Consider the following 18,412-nt stretch of genomic DNA (forward strand, 5'->3'; position numbering starts at 1 on the left):
ACTGATGTGGTTTAATTTAGCCTGGCGATTGTTTCGCCACGAAATGCGACGTGGTGAGCTCACCATAATTTTGGCAGCCATTGTGCTGTCGGTGGCGGCGGTGCTATCACTGTCGCTATTCAGCGAACGCCTGCAGTCTGCTCTTACAGAACGTACCTCACAGTTTATGGCATCGGATCGATTGATAGGTGGTCGCAATCCGTTGCCGGAAGAATGGCTGTTAAAGGCACAAGAAGCGGGTTTCAATACGGCACAAAGTACTTATATGCGCTCAATGGTGTTTGCCAACGATACCATGATGTTGGCGGACATCAGGGCGGTAAATGAGAATTACCCGCTTAAGGGCGATATAAAGGTTACTGATACGCCATTTGGCATCGGTGTGGCAATCGACGCTATACCGATGCCGGGGGAAACCTGGGTGGAATCTCAAATGTTTCAGACTCTTGGGTTGTCTGTCGGAGATACCATTGAAGTGGGGGACAAGCCCTTTGTGATTACAAGAGTTTTGTCCGAAGTGCCCGATGCCGGTTTTTCTATATTTAACTCCAATCCCAAGGTGTTGATCCGCAAAGATGATTTACCCGGAACAGGCATTGTTGGCCCGGGAAGCAGAGCCGGGCATTATTTATTCCTGACAGGGGAACACGCAGACCTTGAAGAGTATACCGACTGGTTGCGCCCTCAGATGGACAGCGATGTTCACTTTATCATGTCTGTAGAGGATGACGACTCCTGGGTGGGGAATTCTGTACGCAGAGCGGAACAGTATTTCCTGCTGGCCAGTTTACTGGCAATTGTGTTGGCATCGGTGGCTATTGCCGTAGCGGCGCAGCGCTATTCGCAACGTCATTATGATCCGGTTGCAATTATGAAAACCCTGGGAGCCAGTCGCAAGATGGTGCAACGCGTATTTTTGTTGCAGATTATCTTTATCACCATTTTGGGGATAGCAATTGGTGGCGCACTGGGTTATGGCATTCAGGCTGCTGTGGCGTCGGCAATACAGGAACGGGTTGCTGTTTCACTGCAATCTTGGTACTGGGGACCGGTACTCATTGCCGTTTTTACCGGCGTGATCTGTGCAATTTTGTTTTCCCTGTATCCACTGTTAAAACTGTTTTCGGTTCCACCGCTTCGGGTGCTGCGCAAAGACCTCGGAGCCAAGATGAGCTCGCGAATCATTCAGTTTCTGGCGGCCGGTGGTGCTATTTTCCTGTTGATGTGGACCTACAGCAAAAATCTTAAAATCTCAGCCATATTATTTAGTTCCGGGATTGTTTTGGTACTGGCCTTACTGGCAGTTACCTATGGTCTTATCTGGCTGGGACGCCGCTTAGGAAAAGGGCGGATGGGGGCATGGCAACTTGCCTGGGCCAGAATTCAGCGCCGTTCTATGGACAACAGTGTGCAACTGATCAGTTTTGCGGTGACCATAATGTTGTTACTGGTGGTGCTGGTGATGCGCAACGACATGATCCAGCAATGGCGCGATCAACTGCCTCAAGGCACTCCCAATTATTTCATGGCGAATATTACTGAAACTCAGAAACCTCAAATGGAGCAGCACTTTGCTGAAAGTGGGGTACAGGTCGAAGAGTTTTACCCTGTGGTTCGTGCCCGTTTTGTTGCGGTTAACGGGGAGCGGGTGAATACCGAAATCACCAAAGAAGATGAAGAGACCGAAGTTCAGTCCAACCGCCGTGATGCCTTTGGCCGAGAAGCCAATTTAACCTGGAGTTACCGTCTGCAACGAGAAAACAAGATTGTTGCCGGGCAGTGGTTTTCAGATTACCAGGAAGGCGAACCCTACGGCATGTCGGTAGAGTCCAAAACTGCAGAGCGATTAGCACTTAAACTGGGCGACGTTGTAACCTTCAATATTGGTAGTGAGGTGGTAGACGTCACCATCACCAGTCTGAGGGAGGTCAACTGGCAAACTATGCAGCCAAATTTCTTCTTTGTACTGCAACCCGAGGTTATGCAAGGCTTTTTACCCACCTATATCACCAGTTTTAATCTGGACACTGAACGAAAAGATGAGATTGCCCGGTTGATGGCACCGTTTTCTACGGTAACCCTATTCGATGTTGATGCGCGAATTAACCAGTTGCGGGAGATCGTGGATCAGGTGTCGATGGCGGTGGAATTTATTCTGGTGTTGGTACTGATCGCCGGAGCGCTGGTATTAATTGCACAGGTTCAGGCCAGTATGGATGAACGTCAGCAGGAACTGGCCATACTCAGAACTCTGGGAGCTAAAGGTTGGTTGATCAGAGCCAGTGTGGTGTTCGAGTTTGTGATTATTGGTGTTGTGGCTGGGATAATGGCCGCATTAGCCAATGAACTCACGCTGTATTTATTACAGTCACAGGTATTCCAGATGCCAGGCAGTTTACACTTCGAGTACTGGGTTATTGCACCGGTGGTGGGGGCTGCAGTGGTTGGTATCCTGGGTGCCATCAGTTGCTGGCGTCTGTTGTCACTGAATACCAGCCAGCTGTTGCGCAATATGGTTTAGGTGGCACAAGTAAATTGCATTGATTAAGCGGGGCGAGCCCCGCTTTTTTGTATCTGAATGTCACATTATCCTCATGTACTTAGCTACATAGTCCTTGAATTTCAGTACGTTGCAAAAAAATTATAGGCACAATGTGTGACTTTACTGGTAGTTAATTTGTCAGGGTATACACTAGAACTACTGCAACCCATTTTACCCAGGCATCCATGACTATAACTGTAGCTATCAGGCACCATACCCGCTATAACTTTGACAGGTTGGTGAATATTGCACCTCATACCTTCAGATTAAAACCGGCGCCGCATTGTCGCACGCCAATCCAGGCTTATTCGCTGAAAGTTAATCCTGAAGAACATTTTATCAACTGGCAACAGGACCCGTTTGGTAACTATCAGGCCAGAGTGGTGTTTCCTGAGCGCAGCAAGTATCTGGATGTGACAGTAGAAGTCATCGCCAAAATGACGGTGATCAATCCGTTTGATTTCTTTATCGAAGAATACGCAGAAAAAGCCCCTTTTGATTACACTGCAGAGTTGCAACAGGAACTTTCTCCCTATCTTAAGGTGACGGAGAACGGGCCGCTGTTCAAGAAATGGATAGATACTCTGGACCTGAGCAAAAAAGCCACCGTGGATTTTCTGGTGGGTTTAAATCAGGAAGTGTATCAGCATCTGGACTATCTGGTGCGCATGGAGCCTGGGGTTCAGACCTGTGAGGAAACCTTAGAAAAAGGGTCCGGATCTTGTCGGGATTTCGCCTGGTTACTGGTGCAGTTGCTCAGACATCTGGGGCTGGCCGCGCGTTTTGTGTCAGGTTATCTGGTGCAACTGGCACCCGACCAGAAGAGCCTGGATGGCCCCAGTGGACCCGAACAAGACTTTACCGATTTGCATGCCTGGGCTGAAGTCTTTGTGCCGGGAGCGGGTTGGATAGGTCTGGACGCTACCTCAGGGTTGTTTGCCGGAGAAGGTCATATTCCATTATCGGCGAGTCCTGAGCCAGCCAGTGCTGCCCCTATTACCGGCGCGACTGATAAGTGTGAAGTAGAATTTGAGTTCAGTAACAGCGTCACCCGCATCCACGAAGCTCCGCGGGTGACTAAGCCCTATTCAGAATCTCAATGGCAGGCAATTCAGGCGCTGGGAGAGCAGGTGGATGAAGAGCTGCAAACCCAGGATATTCGCCTGACCATGGGGGGTGAACCTACCTTTGTATCCATTGACGATATGGAAGGGCCGGAGTGGAATACCACAGCGGATAGTCCGGTGAAGCGCAAACTGGCCTGTGAATTGTTTAAAAAGATGCAGCATACCTTTTCACCAGGGGCATTGCGGCATTTTGGTCAGGGAAAATGGTATCCCGGCGAGCCGCTGCCGCGCTGGCAATACGCCAGTTACTGGCGTGAAGATGGTCATCCGGTATGGAAAAATGATCGCCTGGCAGGTGATCCTATTAGCGATACAAAGCTGTCGGCGGATGCCGCTAAACAGTTTGCCGAAGCGCTGAGTCAGGAGCTGGGCATTGCCACCAAAAACTTATTGCCAGCTTATGAAGATGCGTTGTATCTCATCTGGCAGGAAGGACAATTACCCGACAATGTTGATTTGAACAAAATCAAGCTTAAGGAATACTCGGAGCGCGCCAAATTGCGGGCGGTATTAAACGGTGACCCTGATTCCCCCAGTGGCTATGTCTTACCTATGGGCTGGGATTATGCCAATCATCGCTGGCATAGCTGCCAGTGGACTTTTCGCACTCAGCGTCTGACGCTGGTGCCCGGTGATTCTCCGCTTGGATTGCGCTTGCCATTGAACTCTATTCCCTGGCAACCGGTTAATCAGGGCGATGAGTACCAACCCCATAGTTATTTTCAACCCTATGACGAATTGCCAGCTGATCTAATTGGCCATTTTAATCTGCGGGACAAAGCCGCTACGGAGCGTTTTGCAAAAACGGCACTGTGTGTGGAGGTCAGAGACGGACGTTTATATGTCTTTATGCCGCCAATGGTGTATTTAGAACACTATCTTTTGTTAGTACAACATATCGAAGTGGTGGCCGCGTCGTTAAAAGTCCCGGTTATCTTTGAAGGCTATTCACCGCCGGCGGATTTGCGACTGAAAAAGTTTGCAGTTACGCCGGACCCCGGAGTCATTGAAGTCAATATTCACCCGGCAAACTCGTGGCATGAACTGGTTTCCAACACCGAGACCTTATATCAACTGGCGCGGGAAAGCCGTCTGGGTACAGAAAAGTTTATGCTGGATGGTCGTCACACCGGTACCGGTGGCGGCAATCATGTCACCATGGGGGCCAGTTCGCCGCTGGATAGTCCGTTTTTGCGCAAGCCAGGTGTGCTGCGCAGTTTACTGACTTTCTGGCAACACCACCCTGGATTGTCCTACTTGTTTTCCGGTTTGTTTATCGGACCCACCAGTCAGGCCCCAAGGGTCGATGAAGGGCGGGATGAATATCTGTACGAACTGGAAATTGCATTTTCTCAGTTACCGGACGGCGAAACGCAACAACCCTGGTTGGTGGACAGATTGCTTAGACATCTGTTGGTGGATATTTCCGGCAACACTCATCGCTCGGAGTTCTGTATTGATAAGATGTATTCGCCTGATTCGGCAACCGGACGTCTCGGAATATTAGAGTTCCGCGGTTTTGAAATGCCGCCGCATTATCAGATGAGTCTGGTTCAAAACCTGTTACTTCGAACCCTGCTGGTGAACTTCTGGCAAAATCCTTATCACCACAAACTGGTGCGTTGGGGTACCGAGCTGCACGACCGATTCCTGTTGCCCTATTTTGTCGCCCGTGACATGCAGGAAGTCTGTGCCACCTTGCAACAAAACGGTTATCAGTTTGAAGCAGAATGGCTGAACGCCTTCCACGAGTTTCGATTTCCGGTGATTGGCAAAGTCAACATCAATGATATTGCACTGGAGCTGCGTACCGCGATTGAACCCTGGCATGTGCTGGGTGAGGAAATGGGCAGTGGTGGTACGTCCCGCTTTGTGGATTCGTCGCTGGAACGCTTGCAGGTACATGTCAAAGGCTTAACGTCTGACCGCTATATAATTTCCTGCAACGGTCGCCGATTACCCTTGCATCGTTGTCCCACTCATGGCGAGTATGTGGCTGGCGTGCGCTATCGGGCATGGCAGCCGCCTTCCGCTTTGCATCCCACCATTGGCGTACATTCGCCGTTGGTTTTTGATATTTACGATACCTGGAACAATTGTTCTGTAGGTGGCTGTACCTATCATGTTGTGCACCCTGGCGGGCGCAATTTTGAAGCCTTCCCGGTGAACAGTTTTGAAGCCGAGGGGCGACGTATTGCGCGTTTTGATGATGAAGGTCATACACAAACGCAGGCGCAGATCAGCCAAAACTGGCGCGGAACAACGCACTCGAAAGGTCAGTTTACGGCAAATCATAAAAATCGACCTGCGCAGGCACCGGTTGCAGAGAGCCCCAATGATGAATATCCATTTACCCTGGATTTACGTAGACCAATAGGGCAAAACTCTGGTAAATAAAGGCGGGAACAGAATAAAGAGAAAGCGATATGACCAGTAAATCCCGCCCGGAGGAATCTTTGTTATCCCGGCACATGGAAGATTATCATGCCGATACCAAAGGTTATGATGAATTTTGGGATGCCGAGACGAATCAGCCAAGAGCACACTGGCAAAATCTGGTTCAGCAATTAGAGAAGTTGCCGGAGTCAGATTTCCGGGCCAGGCAGCAGTTGATCCACCGACAGTTGCAGGAAATTGGTGTTACTTACAGCTTTGGCAAAGAGGATAAATCTCGCCGTGCCTGGGAGCTGGATGCTATTCCTTATGTGCTGGATCAACACTCCTGGCAGCAACTCAACGCGGGAATGCAGCAACGGGCGAAAGTACTCAATGCGGTGTTTAAAGATCTCTACGGCCGTCGTGAACTGTTGACATCGGGCATTATCCCGGCAGAAGTGGTGCTTAATTCTGAACAGTACATTCGTCCTGCACACGGGCTTTACAATCATATCGAAACCCCCCTGATGTTTTATTCTGCGGATATTACCCGTAACCCTGATGGGCAACTGGTGGTGATCCGCGATAAAACCCAGATGCCTACCGGCGTAGGTTACTGTTTAGAAAATCGTGTGGCCATGTCGCGGGTCATGAGTAGCGAATTCAGTAGTGCCGAGATTGCGCGACTGTCCGGCTTCTTTAAGGCCTGGCATGGTACTTTTACTGCAATGGTACCGCACAATCGCACTCCCAATATTGTTATGCTGTCAGCTGGTGCTTCAGATGAAACCTACTTTGAACACGCTTATCTGGCGGCCTATCTGGGTTACAACCTGGTGTTGGGGGCGGACTTAACAGTCCGCGAAGGCAAGGTCTGGCTGAAAACCCTGGATGGGCTGGAACAGGTGGATGTGATTCTGCGTTGGGTGGATGATCAGGCCTGTGACTCACTGGAATTAAAAGAAGATGCGGTTTGTGGCGTGCCCGGCTTACTGCACGCTGTCAGGCAAGGTAATGTCATCGTAATTAATCCGATTGGTGCCGGTATTTTGGAAAGCCCGGGCCTAATGTCTTATCTGCCAGCGGTTTGCGAACACCTGTTTGATGAACCCCTGTTGTTACCTCAGATTGATACCTTTTGGTGTGGTGATAAAAATCGCCGCCACTTTGTTTTAGATAACCTGCAAAACATGGTGATAAAACGAGCGGATTATCATGCCAAAAATCAATATCCCGCCAGTATGGATGACACTAAGCTGGAACAATTGCGCCACAAAATAACGCAGCAACCGGCAAAATATGTCGGGCAGCAATTTTTGGAGTTTTCCAGAGCGCCGGCCTGGAACAATGCTAAGTTTCAGGCCAAGCCCATCAAAATTCGCAGTTTTGCTCTGACTGAACAGGGCAGCTATCGGGTGTTGCCCGGCGCATTGACCCGGCTGGTGTATTATCAGCAACAGGAAAACCCCTTTACCGGCCTGCTAAAGGACACCTGGGTACTGGGAGAAAACGAAGAAAACTACAGTAGTTTGTGGCAGTTGGTGGGAGAGCAGGCGGCTTACCGGGGTCATGAACAGATCACCAGCCGCACCGCTGAAAGCTTATTTTGGGTCGGTCGCAACATCGAACGCTCTGAAAGTCAGGTTCGGTTGGTCAGAGCGATATTGTCGCGTTTAACCGAGTATTCCCCTAACCGCGAAGAAGATGCGCTGGCCCATATTGAGAAGTTAATAACCGGATTGTTACCACATCACCCGCAAATTGCAGATGCTCTGGAAGATATGGCGGAGAAAGGCCGCAGCGCTTACTGGTGGATGATGCGACAATTTGTGTTTGGTACTGACCTTAACGGCGGATTGACTGCCACGTTCGGCTTCTTTCTCAACAGCGCCTTTAATGTCAGAGATTACTGGTCTGGTGATACCTGGCGCATCATTGATGAGATTAATCAGGCGGCGCGACGCATAAAATACAGTAAACCTACCCGCAGTGTCAGCGATATGCAGGAATTACTCAACGAATTGCTGGATTCGGTGAGTGCCTTTTTAGGTCATGCGGCAGAGAGTTTATCTCGCGATGGCGGTTGGCTGATGCTGGAAGCGGGGCGGCGTCTGGAGCGGGCACATCAGATTATCAATTTATCGGAAATTCTGTTGAGCAACGCCGTCGATAACGAAATGGAGTCGCTGGTGCTGGACAGTTTGCTGTACTCGCAGGAAAGTTTAGCTACCCATCGCCGGCGTTATCGGGTAGAGCAAAGAATGGAAACCGTCGTGGAGTTGTTATTGCTCAATGCCGATTACCCCAGATCCCTGTGCTATCAGTTAAAACGGTTAAAACAACTGGTGGCAGAAATGCCCAATGAGCAGAATGATTCTCGTCTGGAAAGGCACGAGAAAATGATCCTGTCAGCACTGACCAGAATACAACTTTGTGAACTCAGCGACCTGGTGATAGCGAACAAAAAGGGGGAGCGCAATAATCTGCAGGCACTGCTGGATGATGTTAGTTCGGATCTCAATGATTTGGCTGAGGCCATCAGTCAGATTTATTTCTCGCATACTGAAGGCGCAGCACAATTATTACAAGGGCAGGTGCAATCGTGAAGTTTCGCATCAAACACATTACCCGCTACGAATACGCCGAACCGGTGAGTTTGTGCCAGAATTTGGCTCGCCTGACACCATTAACCAACGAACATCAGACCCGGCAATCCTGTAGTTTTACGATATCACCCGCCCCCAGTTATCTGGGGGAGCACAAAGATTACTACGGAAATCTGGTGACCCGTTTTGATATTCCGGAGCAACACAAAGTACTGGAAGTCAGTGTTACCAGCGAAGTTTTGGTGTTGGAAAAGCCGCAGAGTTTATTGTTTAGCTTTGATGCAGCCTGGGAGCAGGTAAGGGATGAAATTGCCCGGGGACTCACGGCAGATATGTTGTTTGCCAAAGAGTTTACCTATGCTTCCAAGTTTATTGAGTTACTGCCTTCGCTGAAAGAATATGCCTTATTGAGCTTTAAGCCCAATCGCCCCTTATTAGATGCCACCCGACACTTGATGCACCGTATATTCACTGAATTTCAGTATGATCCGGCGTTTACAACCCTGAGTACACCGCTGCAAACGGTGATAGAGCACAAACGCGGGGTTTGCCAGGACTTTGCTCATCTGGCCATTGGTTGCTTGCGCAGCATCGGTTTAGCGGCGCGTTATGTCAGCGGCTACATTGAAACTTTGCCGCCCGAAGGTCAGGAAAAGCTGGAAGGCGCCGATGCCTCTCACGCCTGGTTTGCGGTGTATTTACCAGGAAGTGGCTGGATGGAGTTTGATCCCACCAATGACATTGTACCGGGAAGTCAACATATTCGCCTGGCGATGGGACGGGATTATTTCGACGTTACACCGCTCAAAGGCGTGCTATTTGGCGGTGGTAGCAATGTCCTGACGGTATCCGTAGATGTGGCAAGGGTTTAGCCGGGATGATTATTTGGGCAAAGCGAGAGATTACTGCAATACTTAAATTGTACCTGACAGAAAAACATTAATGAAATAGGTGGTTTGATGGCGATTAATTGGGATAAGTACGACACCCAGAACTTCTATGATGAACTCATGAAGTCTGCGGGGAAGCCCCGAAAGTGTGCGAAACAGGTGACTAAGTATTTCGAGTCATTAACGGACGAAGAGTTGGCGCTGGTGGTAAATTCAACGGATCTGGCCATCAAAGAAATGGGTATCACCTTTACGGTCTATCACGAAGGTGGCTCTATTGATCGCGCCTGGCCATTTGATGTGATCCCGCGGGTGATGCCCAAAAAAGAATGGCAAAACATCGAATACGGCCTCAAGCAGCGGGTTAAAGCTCTGAATATGTTTATTGATGACATATATCACGAGCAAAAAATCATCAAAGACAAGGTGTTTCCGGCGGAACTGCTGGCGAAATCTGTGAATTTTCGCAAGCAGTGTGTAGGTATCCGGCCACCGCTGAATATCTGGGCGCATATTTGTGGTTCTGATTTAGTGCGAGACAGTGACGGCACCATGTACGTGCTGGAAGATAACTTGCGTGTGCCTTCAGGGGTATCCTATCTGCTGGAAAACCGCGAAGTCATGAAGCGCGTGTTTCCGGATATGTTTGAGCAAATGTCTATCCTACCGGTGGACGATTACCCTTCACAGCTGTTTGATATGCTGGCGGCCATCTCACCGCGTCCGTTGGATTATCCTGAAGTAGTGGTACTTACGCCGGGCATTTATAACTCGGCCTATTTTGAACATGCCTACCTGGCGCAACAAATGGGCTGCGAACTGGTGGAAGGTCGCGATCTGGTGGTTAATGATGACGATTGCGTTTATATGCGCACCGTTGAAGGATTGCAGCGGGTGGATGTCATTTATCGTCGCATTGACGACTTGTTTTTAGATCCCGAAGCTTTTAATCCTGACTCCATGCTGGGGGTGCCGGGAATTATGCGCGCCTGGAAAAAGGGCAATGTGGCATTAGCCAATGCGCCCGGAGCCGGTGTGGCCGATGATAAAGTGGTGTATGCCTGGGTGCCGGAAATCATCAAGTATTATCTGGGTGAAGAAGCGGCCATCCCCAACGTGCCAACCTATCGTTGTATGAATGAGTCAGAGCAAAAATATGTGCTGGAAAACCTCGACAAACTGGTGGTGAAACCGGCCAATGAGTCCGGTGGATATGGCATGTTAATTGGACCTATGTCTACCAAAAAAGACCAGGATAAATTTGCGGCCTTGATTAAGGCCGATCCACGCAATTACATTGCACAGCCCACGCTGAATTTATCCACGGTGCCTTCATTAGTGGGTACCAATGCGGAACCGCGACATGTGGATATGCGACCCTTTATTCTCTCCAGTGATGACGTCAAAGTGACCATGGGTGGCCTGACCCGCGTAGCAATGCGCAAAGGTTCATTGATAGTGAATTCCTCGCAAGGCGGTGGAAGTAAAGATACCTGGATTGTGGAGGAGGAGTAAGCCATGTTAGCAAGAGTTGTAGAAACCATTTACTGGATGGCGCGCTATGTGGAGCGTGCTGAGAATATGGCGCGTCTGATTAACGTCAACAACAACCTGTTACTGGACTTGCCCAAAGGGGTTAGTTTAGGTTGGGAGCCGCTGATCGATATCGTTGGTGAGCGCGACGCCTATTGTGCTGTGCACAGTAACTTTAATGAGCGCACCGTGATGAAGTTTTTACTGGAGCGCAATGAAAGCAGTCAGGTTAGCTTAAATTATTGTCTGTGGGCGGCCAGAGAAAATGCCCGCACCGTCAGAGATATATTGCCCAGAGAAGCCTGGGAGCGCCTGAATTCACTGTACCATTTTGGCAAAGAAAATGTCGCTGAAGGGGTCAACAAAAAACGCCGTTTCGCTTATCTCGAGGAAGTGATTTTCCGTATACAGTCTTTTTATGGCTTGATAGAAGGCTCTCTGAATCACGATGAAAGCTATTTGTTTTTCCGAATGGGCTGCGATTTGGAACGGGCAGAAATGACCAGTCGTATCGTGGATGTTCGCTCAGCGAACCTGGTGAATGAAGAAGAAAGTGAACCCTTTCAGAATATTCAGTGGATGAGTGTACTAAAGTCGATGGATGCCTATCAGATGTACCGGCAAAACATGAACGTGAAAGTAAAGCGGGCACAGGTGCTGAGTTTCCTGATGCAAAGCGAGACGTTCCCACGCTCTATTCTGTTTTGCATCAATGACATTGGTGAGCGACTGGCGGATTTACCCCGCAATGATATGCCGCTCAGGCAATTGATGAAGGTAAAACGACGTGTCGCAGAACAGGAAGTGCAGAATTTAAGGCAGCAAGCTTTACATGACGTTATTGATGACATTCAACTGGAGCTGAGCAAAGTGCACAATGCTGTTAATGAACACTACTTTTTATCCGGCATGATCGCTACACAGCAATCTCAGTCTCAATCCTAAATGACACGATTAATCCGGGTTAAGCCCTGTGGTATGGCTGGCCCGGTGTGTTTTTCCGAAGATTTAGCCGTAAAAGTGTGCAAAGCGCATTGCTGTTTAAAGTAAACACTAATTACAGTGTGTTGACACTTTGCTTAAACATTGTCGTGCAGAGGGCAACCGTCTTTGAGAAGCCAGTTAATTTGCCGGGGTAAAGCGGGTATTGATGGTGGACGCCGTCTGTTGACCATAACCGACCTTTGCTGCGCATGCCTTTTTAAATCTGCCTGATGCACAATCCTACAAAACGGTGGAATTTACAGCGTTTTAAGGGGGGCAATACTTGCTAAAAAACTCACCTTTGCAATACTTTTTAAAACTCCTTGCTACTTCATTGTTAAAACACTGAGCCTTGTGCTCCGGAGCTATCATGATTTCATTTGAATTAAATGGTGACAAGGTCACCTATGAGGGTGATCCCAATATGCCACTGTTGTGGTATGTCCGAGATGAATTAAACCTGACCGGCAGTAAGTTTGGTTGTGGTGTAGGTATGTGCGGCGCTTGTACGATGCATCTCAATGGACAGCCAGTGCGGTCTTGCTCAACGCCAATGGCTGCGGCGAACGGTGCCAGTGTGACCACAATCGAGGGATTAAACTCCGAAGCGGCTGTAGCTATTCAGCAGGCATGGCAAAAACTGGACGTAGTGCAGTGTGGCTATTGCCAATCAGGCCAGGTCATGTCAGCGACCGCGCTGTTGGAAAACAATAAACAGCCCAATGACCAAGATATTGATATGGCGATGCAAGGCAATATTTGTCGCTGTGCAACTTATCACCGTATCCGGGCTGCTATCCACGAAGCTTCAGATACCCTGGCGAAGGAGGTTTCATAATGAAAATGGCACAAGCACAAAATGACAACAGTGTTGTTGCGACACCGGAATTATCCAGACGCCAATTTCTTAAAGTCTCTGCTATTTCAGGGGTTGGATTTAGTATTGGGTTGTCTTTTAGTCACGCGGCGAGCGCAGAAGCTCAGCAATCATCTGCAATGGGGCATTTTATCAAGATTGCGAAAGACAACAGTATTACCGTTGTAATTAAGCATCTCGATAAAGGCCAGGGCGTTACAACGGGATTAACGGCAATTGTCGCCGAGGAAATGAACGCGGACTGGGCACAAATGCGTTGGGAGTTCGCTCCGGCCGACGCTCAGCGTTATAACAATTTGTTTTGGGGACCCTATCAGGGCACAGGCGGTTCAACCTCTATTGCAAATTCATGGATGCAACTACGACAGGCGGGCGCTGCTGCGAAGGCAATGTTAATCGCTGCTGCAGCAAAACAATGGGCTGTAGCAGAGTCTGAAGTGGTAGCTGAAAATGGTCAGCTAACGGCGGCTGGCAGGAAGGCCACCTACGGTGATATGGCTGAAGCCGCTGCGTTAATTGCGCCACCGGAAAAACCAACACTTAAGACACCGGAAGAATTTACGCTGGTAGGCAAGTCGGTGCCCCGCATTGACAGCAAAGAGAAAAGTACGGGCAAGGCCAACTATACTATTGATGTGCGTTTGCCGGGTATGTTGGTAGCCGCTATTGCACGTCCTGACAAATTTGGTGCAACGCTTAAAAGTGTTAACAGTGACAAAGCCAGGGCTGTAGCGGGGGTTGAGTCAGTGATCACCACACCTCGGGGTGTCGCGGTTATCGCGAAAAACCACTGGGCAGCAAGACAGGGCAAGCAGGCTTTGACGATTGAATGGGATGACAGTCAGGCGGAGACCCGCAGTTCTACTCAATTGTGGTCTGATTTTAAAGCATTGGCCGAAACTGACGGTGCGGTTGCCAGGAATGACGGAGATTTTGCAAAGGCGATTGCTGAGGCAGCGCAAACAGTAGAGCTGGAATTTGAATTTCCCTATCTGTCTCACGCCACCATGGAACCCATGAACTGTGTGGTGGATTTGCAAAAAGACGCCTGTCACATTTACACCGGTTCGCAGATCCCAGGTATTGATCAATATGTGGCATCGCAGGTAACAGGGCTACCGGTTGAAAAAGTCTTTGTACACACCCAGTTTGCCGGAGGCAGTTTCGGTCGTCGTGCGGTTCCTGATTCTGATTTTGTCATGGACGCGGTAGTTATTGCCAAGGCCATCAATGGCGCTGCACCAATCTGCATGCAGTGGTCACGCGAAGATGACATCAAAGCTGGCCGTTATCGCCCTATGGCTTTCCACAAGTTTCGCGCTGCCATCGACCAACAAAACGGGATAAGTGGTTGGCATCATCGGATTGTGTCGCAATCCATATTACGGGGTACCCCGTTTGAGGGGCTTATTACCGGGCCCTTAGATTTTGCAATCGCCGAGGGTGGGGCAAATTTACCCTACCAGATCCCCAATTTTAAATTTGACGGGCACGAAGCCAAAGCGGGCGTGCCGGTGTTGTGGTGGCGTTCAGTAGGGCACAGTCACAATGCCTATGCCACTGAAGTGTTCTTCGATGAAGTGGCACATGCAGCAGGACAGGATCCGGCGACATTGCGTCAGCAATTGCTCAAGGAGCATCCAAGGCATTTGGCGGTGTTAAATAAGGTTCTGGCGGAGTCCAACTGGGGCAGCGCACTTCCCGCGGGAACGGGGTTAGGGGTTGCTGTTCACGAATCTTTTGCCAGCTTTGTTGCTCAGGTGGCGCAGGTAAAAGTGAATGACGATAAGTCGTATCAGGTCGAAAAGGTGTGGTGTGCAGTGGATTGTGGTGTAGCAGTAACGCCAGATGTGATCGTTGCACAGATGGAAGGCGGTATAGGCTACGGGCTCAGCGCTATTCTGGGTGAGGCAATTACCCTGGATGGTGGAAAAGTAGTACAAAACAATTTTTATGACTATACGCCGCTGCGCATTAATCAAATGCCGGATATCAAGGTGTTTATTATGCCATCTGATGTTGCTCCTACGGGAGTGGGTGAACCAGGAACGCCGCCAATTGGACCGGCAGTAGCCAATGCGATTCGCAGTGTGACAGGTAAAGCGGTGACCAAACTGCCAATAGGAAACAGACTGGTCTGAGAATCAATCCGGGCTATCGGTGGCAGCGTGTGTGATGCTCAGTCATGCTCACTGTCACCGATTGTTTTTTACCTTGTACATTCTGATGTCAGCTACCTTTAATAATGCTTCTTTATCTAAGCCATCTTGAGGGCAATTTGCCCAGCCAATACTGGCGTTGATTTCCAGGTGAACAGTATCCAGTTGAAATGGTTCGGTGATCGCGCTTTCCAGTTTTTTGATCATGTTGTCTATGTCAGTTTGTTCGGCGATACCCGGCGCAATGATGGCGAATTCATCACCTCCAATACGTGCCACCGTATCTGTTACCCGCATTGAGGTTTTCAGGCGTTGCGCCAGGTCGGTTAACAATAGGTCACCCACATCGTGACCATACATATCATTAACCGGTTTAAAGTTATCTAAATCCACATAAAAAATGCTGAAACTACGTTCGTAGCGTTTAAATCTCTGAAGTTCCGCCTGCAATGCATTGTCAAATTGCCGGCGATTTCCCAAGTGAGTCAACGGGTCTTGCATTGCAATGACTTCCAGCGATTTTTTGGTTTTTACATGTTCCTCAATTTCGTGTTTGAGTTTGGCATTCAGGGAAATGGTTTCGCGATTTGCCTGGGAGAGCACGTTGCCCAGATGTACCACTAAAATAATGCTGGTTGGTACTAAAACCAAAAAGGTCAGGTGTAAACTGCTTGGGTAGAGTACAAAAAAGAGTAGTTGTGGCGATACCAGGCTGATCAAAAATACATTTGAAAACATGGGCAGCATGGCATAACGAAACACTGTAATGATGGCGATCATCATTAACATGAAAATTAAAATGGGAGCGCCACTGCTCATGCCTTCCTCGGGTAACAAAAACAATGAGCAGCCAAACATGGCGGCAATTAAAACACCGATAATAATTCGAGCAAAGATGAAGCGAAGCAGTTGCTGATTGTTGATTTTAGGAGAACGATATTGACGCGTCAGCAGGTGTAACACGATACCCAATAGAAATTGCACCGCTAACCAAATCAAGATGCCAGAGGGTGTTGCCTGTTGAAAATAGGCGGCTAAAGCAAACAATATGGCGCCCAGCATTAAAGGACGCGTATTGGTACTGGCCTTGCGGAAAAAATCCTGAGTAAGCTGCCACTCAACATCTTTGGGCAAATTGTGATGTTTGCTACTTCTAAACAAAAAGTCGGTGCGCTTCAAAAAGGGAGGCCAGATTTACATAGATGTAACAAAGTGTAATTAATTGTGGTGAAAATGTGCAGTGTGAGTAATAAAAAAGCGCCGATAATCAAGTCGTTTGGCTGATAATTGAACAATTACACGAGTTAAGCGTCACCAAATTGATACCGGCGCTTGATTTCAACCACCTCAACAATGTAGCTTGTGTACCATTTTTCCCGGCCCAGCTTTTGAGCTACCGCGTGTTGACTGTCTTTGTGCCAGTCTTTGATGTCCTGCTCTGACAACCAATAGGAGATTGCTATTTCCTGTTGACCTTCAGTGACGGCGATAAAGTCCTGACAATTATAATGCGCAAACGCAAGATCTCTCATCAGTGCCACGGTTTCTGAATATTGTGCGTCTTGCGCGCCAGTTTTGGCTTTAAAAATTACGGCGTACATAGAAATTAGTTCAGTCTATTTTGAGCAAAGATCAACAGGCTCTAAGCTTAACATATGAAAGGTGGTAATAATTATGAGGGCGCAACATGAAAACGTCCAGATGAAACGCGCATGTGTTGCTCATCCGCGCTATTGCCGTTGCATATCTGAAAAGAACAGTAGATAGCGCTACAGCGAATTTAACAGCTCGTCATCGTCATTGTCGCTCAGGCTTTCGCTGTGGCTGTGTTTCAACGCGGCGGTGTATTGTGCCAGTAAGGCTTCAAACCAATCGTCATTGACACTCTGACGTTGGCAAAGTTGCTCCAGCACCGGAGCGTTGTCAGTACTGATGACTTTTTTAAACAGAGTTTTTAACAGATCCATATCCATGTTCTCATTGGAAATATGATACTCAGTGCCATCTACATTAAAACTTGCCAGTGACGCCATTGTTGTGTCCTATGTACCGATAGTTAATGGGGCTGTTATCGCAACAAAATGTGCAGATAATATGGATTCTATTTTTTACCATCGAGAATCATTTTTGCTTCATATTCCTTCACAGAACGTTATGCCTGAATAAATTGTTCGGTATCAACATTGCTTTTTGCTTTGCCTCTCGCGGTAAACTCTTTGTCATCAATAGCATGTAGGGTGAATTTAGCCGGAATGTAAAATTGGGGGAGTAATGCCATTTTAACTGGGTCAGTTCGTACGATTATACTCCGGCTGAAAGACCAGATTCATTGTTAACAGGTTCAAGATAATATGATTACAAGCCATGCCATACGCTTAATATGGGTACTGGTTACAGGGATTGGTGCGTCTTTTTCGGTATTCTCTGATGATGCGACGCCGCAAGGCCTGAACGCTCGTTTAGACATTTCGACTCGTGCCGATTTCCGTTCGGATAAGGTTCCCAGATACCAATACCGCGTGCGTTTTTATCCGCAACTGAGTTTCATTGAAAACTGGTCGGTAAATGCTTTTGCGGTAACTGGCGATGAGTTTTCCTCCAGTTACAATACCTTCGGTGCCGATGAAAATCATCGCTTTTACCTGAGACGCTTTTATCTGCGACATCAGTCCCAATACGGCAAAACTGAATTGGGCGCTATTCCAACTTATAAAGGCCGTGTTTCTTCAACCGGATTGTCAAAAGACGGATGGATTGCCGGAATTCGGCATGTCAGGGATGTCTCTGCTCACAATAAAGTCGAAATAGTGGTTGGCGAATTAGCCCACACCCAAAGCCCGGATGCCTTTCACGCGATAAACCGCATTGATTATCTGGAGTTTGAGCTAAGCGCCAGAATAACCGACAAGCTGAGTTATGAATTGGGGCTTGAACGTATGCTAAATGAAGACTTCTTCCGGGCAGAGTTGCGCTATCAGGTTGCAGGTGAGCATATTGTGGCTATGGAGCTGGTAGATCGCACAGACAATAACCATCTTAAAGCCGTAATGAGCCTGGAAGGTCCAATGCCAATCCCTAATTATCAAATGGATTATTTTCTGTATTACAGCTATGTCGATGCAAGTTTTGGGGCCAGAGCTGAACTGACTGAAGACTTCGTCGACTTCGGCCATGCCCTGACATTCGAACTGGAAGGCGAATTGATAGCGCAATGGGGCTGGGATTGGTTCAGCAAGCTGGAACTAAACGAAGGACAAAAACGCCTGCAACTGGGCCTGAAATTTAAGATTTAACCAAGTGGGGTGTTTTAGTGGGTTG

General features: G+C 48.4%; 13 protein-coding genes. 9 read left to right on the forward strand and 4 right to left on the reverse strand.

Annotation, left to right across the window (positions count from 1 at the left end; genetic code table 11):
• The first annotated feature begins 4 nt into the window (after window positions 1–4).
• From AC0J20_RS06175 to AC0J20_RS06210, 8 genes are all read left to right on the forward strand, one after another.
• Window positions 5–2,521 (forward strand): ABC transporter permease, encoded by a 2,517-nt coding sequence (locus AC0J20_RS06175; RefSeq protein WP_473021021.1) that lies wholly within the window; start codon window positions 5–7, stop codon window positions 2,519–2,521.
• A 206-nt stretch (window positions 2,522–2,727) separates the two neighbouring features.
• Window positions 2,728–6,066, forward strand: a complete 3,339-nt coding sequence (locus tag AC0J20_RS06180; protein ID WP_473021022.1) for a transglutaminase family protein — start codon at window positions 2,728–2,730, stop codon at window positions 6,064–6,066.
• Window positions 6,067–6,095: 29 nt separating this feature from the next.
• Window positions 6,096–8,651 carry a circularly permuted type 2 ATP-grasp protein gene (locus AC0J20_RS06185; RefSeq protein WP_229530733.1) on the forward strand — a complete coding sequence of 852 codons (2,556 nt, stop codon included), beginning with the start codon at window positions 6,096–6,098 and terminating at the stop codon, window positions 8,649–8,651.
• Window positions 8,648–9,523, forward strand: a complete 876-nt coding sequence (locus AC0J20_RS06190; RefSeq protein WP_473021023.1) for a transglutaminase family protein — start codon at window positions 8,648–8,650, stop codon at window positions 9,521–9,523. The genes AC0J20_RS06185 and AC0J20_RS06190 overlap by 4 nt, the downstream gene beginning before the upstream one ends.
• A gap of 87 nt (window positions 9,524–9,610) precedes the next feature.
• Window positions 9,611–11,056, forward strand: coding sequence for a circularly permuted type 2 ATP-grasp protein (locus tag AC0J20_RS06195; protein WP_229530735.1), 1,446 nt, complete (start codon window positions 9,611–9,613; stop codon window positions 11,054–11,056).
• A 3-nt stretch (window positions 11,057–11,059) separates the two neighbouring features.
• Complete coding sequence (locus AC0J20_RS06200) at window positions 11,060–12,019, forward strand: alpha-E domain-containing protein (protein ID WP_473021024.1); 960 nt, start codon at window positions 11,060–11,062, stop codon at window positions 12,017–12,019.
• A 409-nt stretch (window positions 12,020–12,428) separates the two neighbouring features.
• Entirely contained in the window at window positions 12,429–12,896 is a 468-nt protein-coding gene (locus AC0J20_RS06205; RefSeq protein ID WP_473021025.1) for a (2Fe-2S)-binding protein, read from the forward strand.
• Window positions 12,896–15,076, forward strand: a complete 2,181-nt coding sequence (locus tag AC0J20_RS06210; RefSeq protein ID WP_473021026.1) for a xanthine dehydrogenase family protein molybdopterin-binding subunit — start codon at window positions 12,896–12,898, stop codon at window positions 15,074–15,076. The genes AC0J20_RS06205 and AC0J20_RS06210 overlap by 1 nt, the downstream gene beginning before the upstream one ends.
• Before the next feature lie 54 nt (window positions 15,077–15,130).
• Here the strand turns inward: AC0J20_RS06210 and AC0J20_RS06215 are convergent, their stop codons facing one another.
• From AC0J20_RS06215 to AC0J20_RS06230, 4 genes are all read right to left on the reverse strand, one after another.
• On the reverse strand, window positions 15,131–16,228 hold the full coding sequence (locus AC0J20_RS06215) for a diguanylate cyclase domain-containing protein (protein ID WP_473021027.1): 1,098 nt from the start codon (window positions 16,226–16,228) through the stop codon (window positions 15,131–15,133).
• 170 nt (window positions 16,229–16,398) lie between these two features.
• A complete protein-coding gene (locus AC0J20_RS06220; RefSeq protein ID WP_229530740.1) occupies window positions 16,399–16,695 on the reverse strand; it encodes an antibiotic biosynthesis monooxygenase family protein in 297 nt (98 codons plus the stop codon).
• 168 nt (window positions 16,696–16,863) lie between these two features.
• Complete coding sequence (locus AC0J20_RS06225; RefSeq protein WP_473021028.1) at window positions 16,864–17,127, reverse strand: hypothetical protein; 264 nt, start codon at window positions 17,125–17,127, stop codon at window positions 16,864–16,866.
• Window positions 17,128–17,246: 119 nt separating this feature from the next.
• Window positions 17,247–17,372, reverse strand: coding sequence for a hypothetical protein (locus AC0J20_RS06230; RefSeq protein WP_473021029.1), 126 nt, complete (start codon window positions 17,370–17,372; stop codon window positions 17,247–17,249).
• A gap of 73 nt (window positions 17,373–17,445) precedes the next feature.
• On the opposite strand from AC0J20_RS06230, the gene AC0J20_RS06235 reads away from it, so the two are divergent.
• Window positions 17,446–18,387, forward strand: a complete 942-nt coding sequence (locus AC0J20_RS06235) for a hypothetical protein (RefSeq protein WP_473021030.1) — start codon at window positions 17,446–17,448, stop codon at window positions 18,385–18,387.
• Window positions 18,388–18,412: the final 25 nt, after the last annotated feature.

The organism is Planctobacterium sp. R6 (genome assembly GCF_055755215.1).

Coding starts and splice junctions, on each gene's coding strand:
- AC0J20_RS06175 (WP_473021021.1), top strand. CDS start 5: ATGTGGTTTAATTTAGCCTGGCGATTGTTTCGCCACGAAATGCGACGT.
- AC0J20_RS06180 (WP_473021022.1), top strand. CDS start 2,728: ATGACTATAACTGTAGCTATCAGGCACCATACCCGCTATAACTTTGAC.
- AC0J20_RS06185 (WP_229530733.1), top strand. CDS start 6,096: ATGACCAGTAAATCCCGCCCGGAGGAATCTTTGTTATCCCGGCACATG.
- AC0J20_RS06195 (WP_229530735.1), top strand. CDS start 9,611: ATGGCGATTAATTGGGATAAGTACGACACCCAGAACTTCTATGATGAA.
- AC0J20_RS06200 (WP_473021024.1), top strand. CDS start 11,060: ATGTTAGCAAGAGTTGTAGAAACCATTTACTGGATGGCGCGCTATGTG.
- AC0J20_RS06205 (WP_473021025.1), top strand. CDS start 12,429: ATGATTTCATTTGAATTAAATGGTGACAAGGTCACCTATGAGGGTGAT.
- AC0J20_RS06210 (WP_473021026.1), top strand. CDS start 12,896: ATGAAAATGGCACAAGCACAAAATGACAACAGTGTTGTTGCGACACCG.
- AC0J20_RS06220 (WP_229530740.1), bottom strand. CDS start 16,695: ATGTACGCCGTAATTTTTAAAGCCAAAACTGGCGCGCAAGACGCACAA.
- AC0J20_RS06225 (WP_473021028.1), bottom strand. CDS start 17,127: ATGGCGTCACTGGCAAGTTTTAATGTAGATGGCACTGAGTATCATATT.
- AC0J20_RS06230 (WP_473021029.1), bottom strand. CDS start 17,372: ATGGCATTACTCCCCCAATTTTACATTCCGGCTAAATTCACCCTACAT.
- AC0J20_RS06235 (WP_473021030.1), top strand. CDS start 17,446: ATGATTACAAGCCATGCCATACGCTTAATATGGGTACTGGTTACAGGG.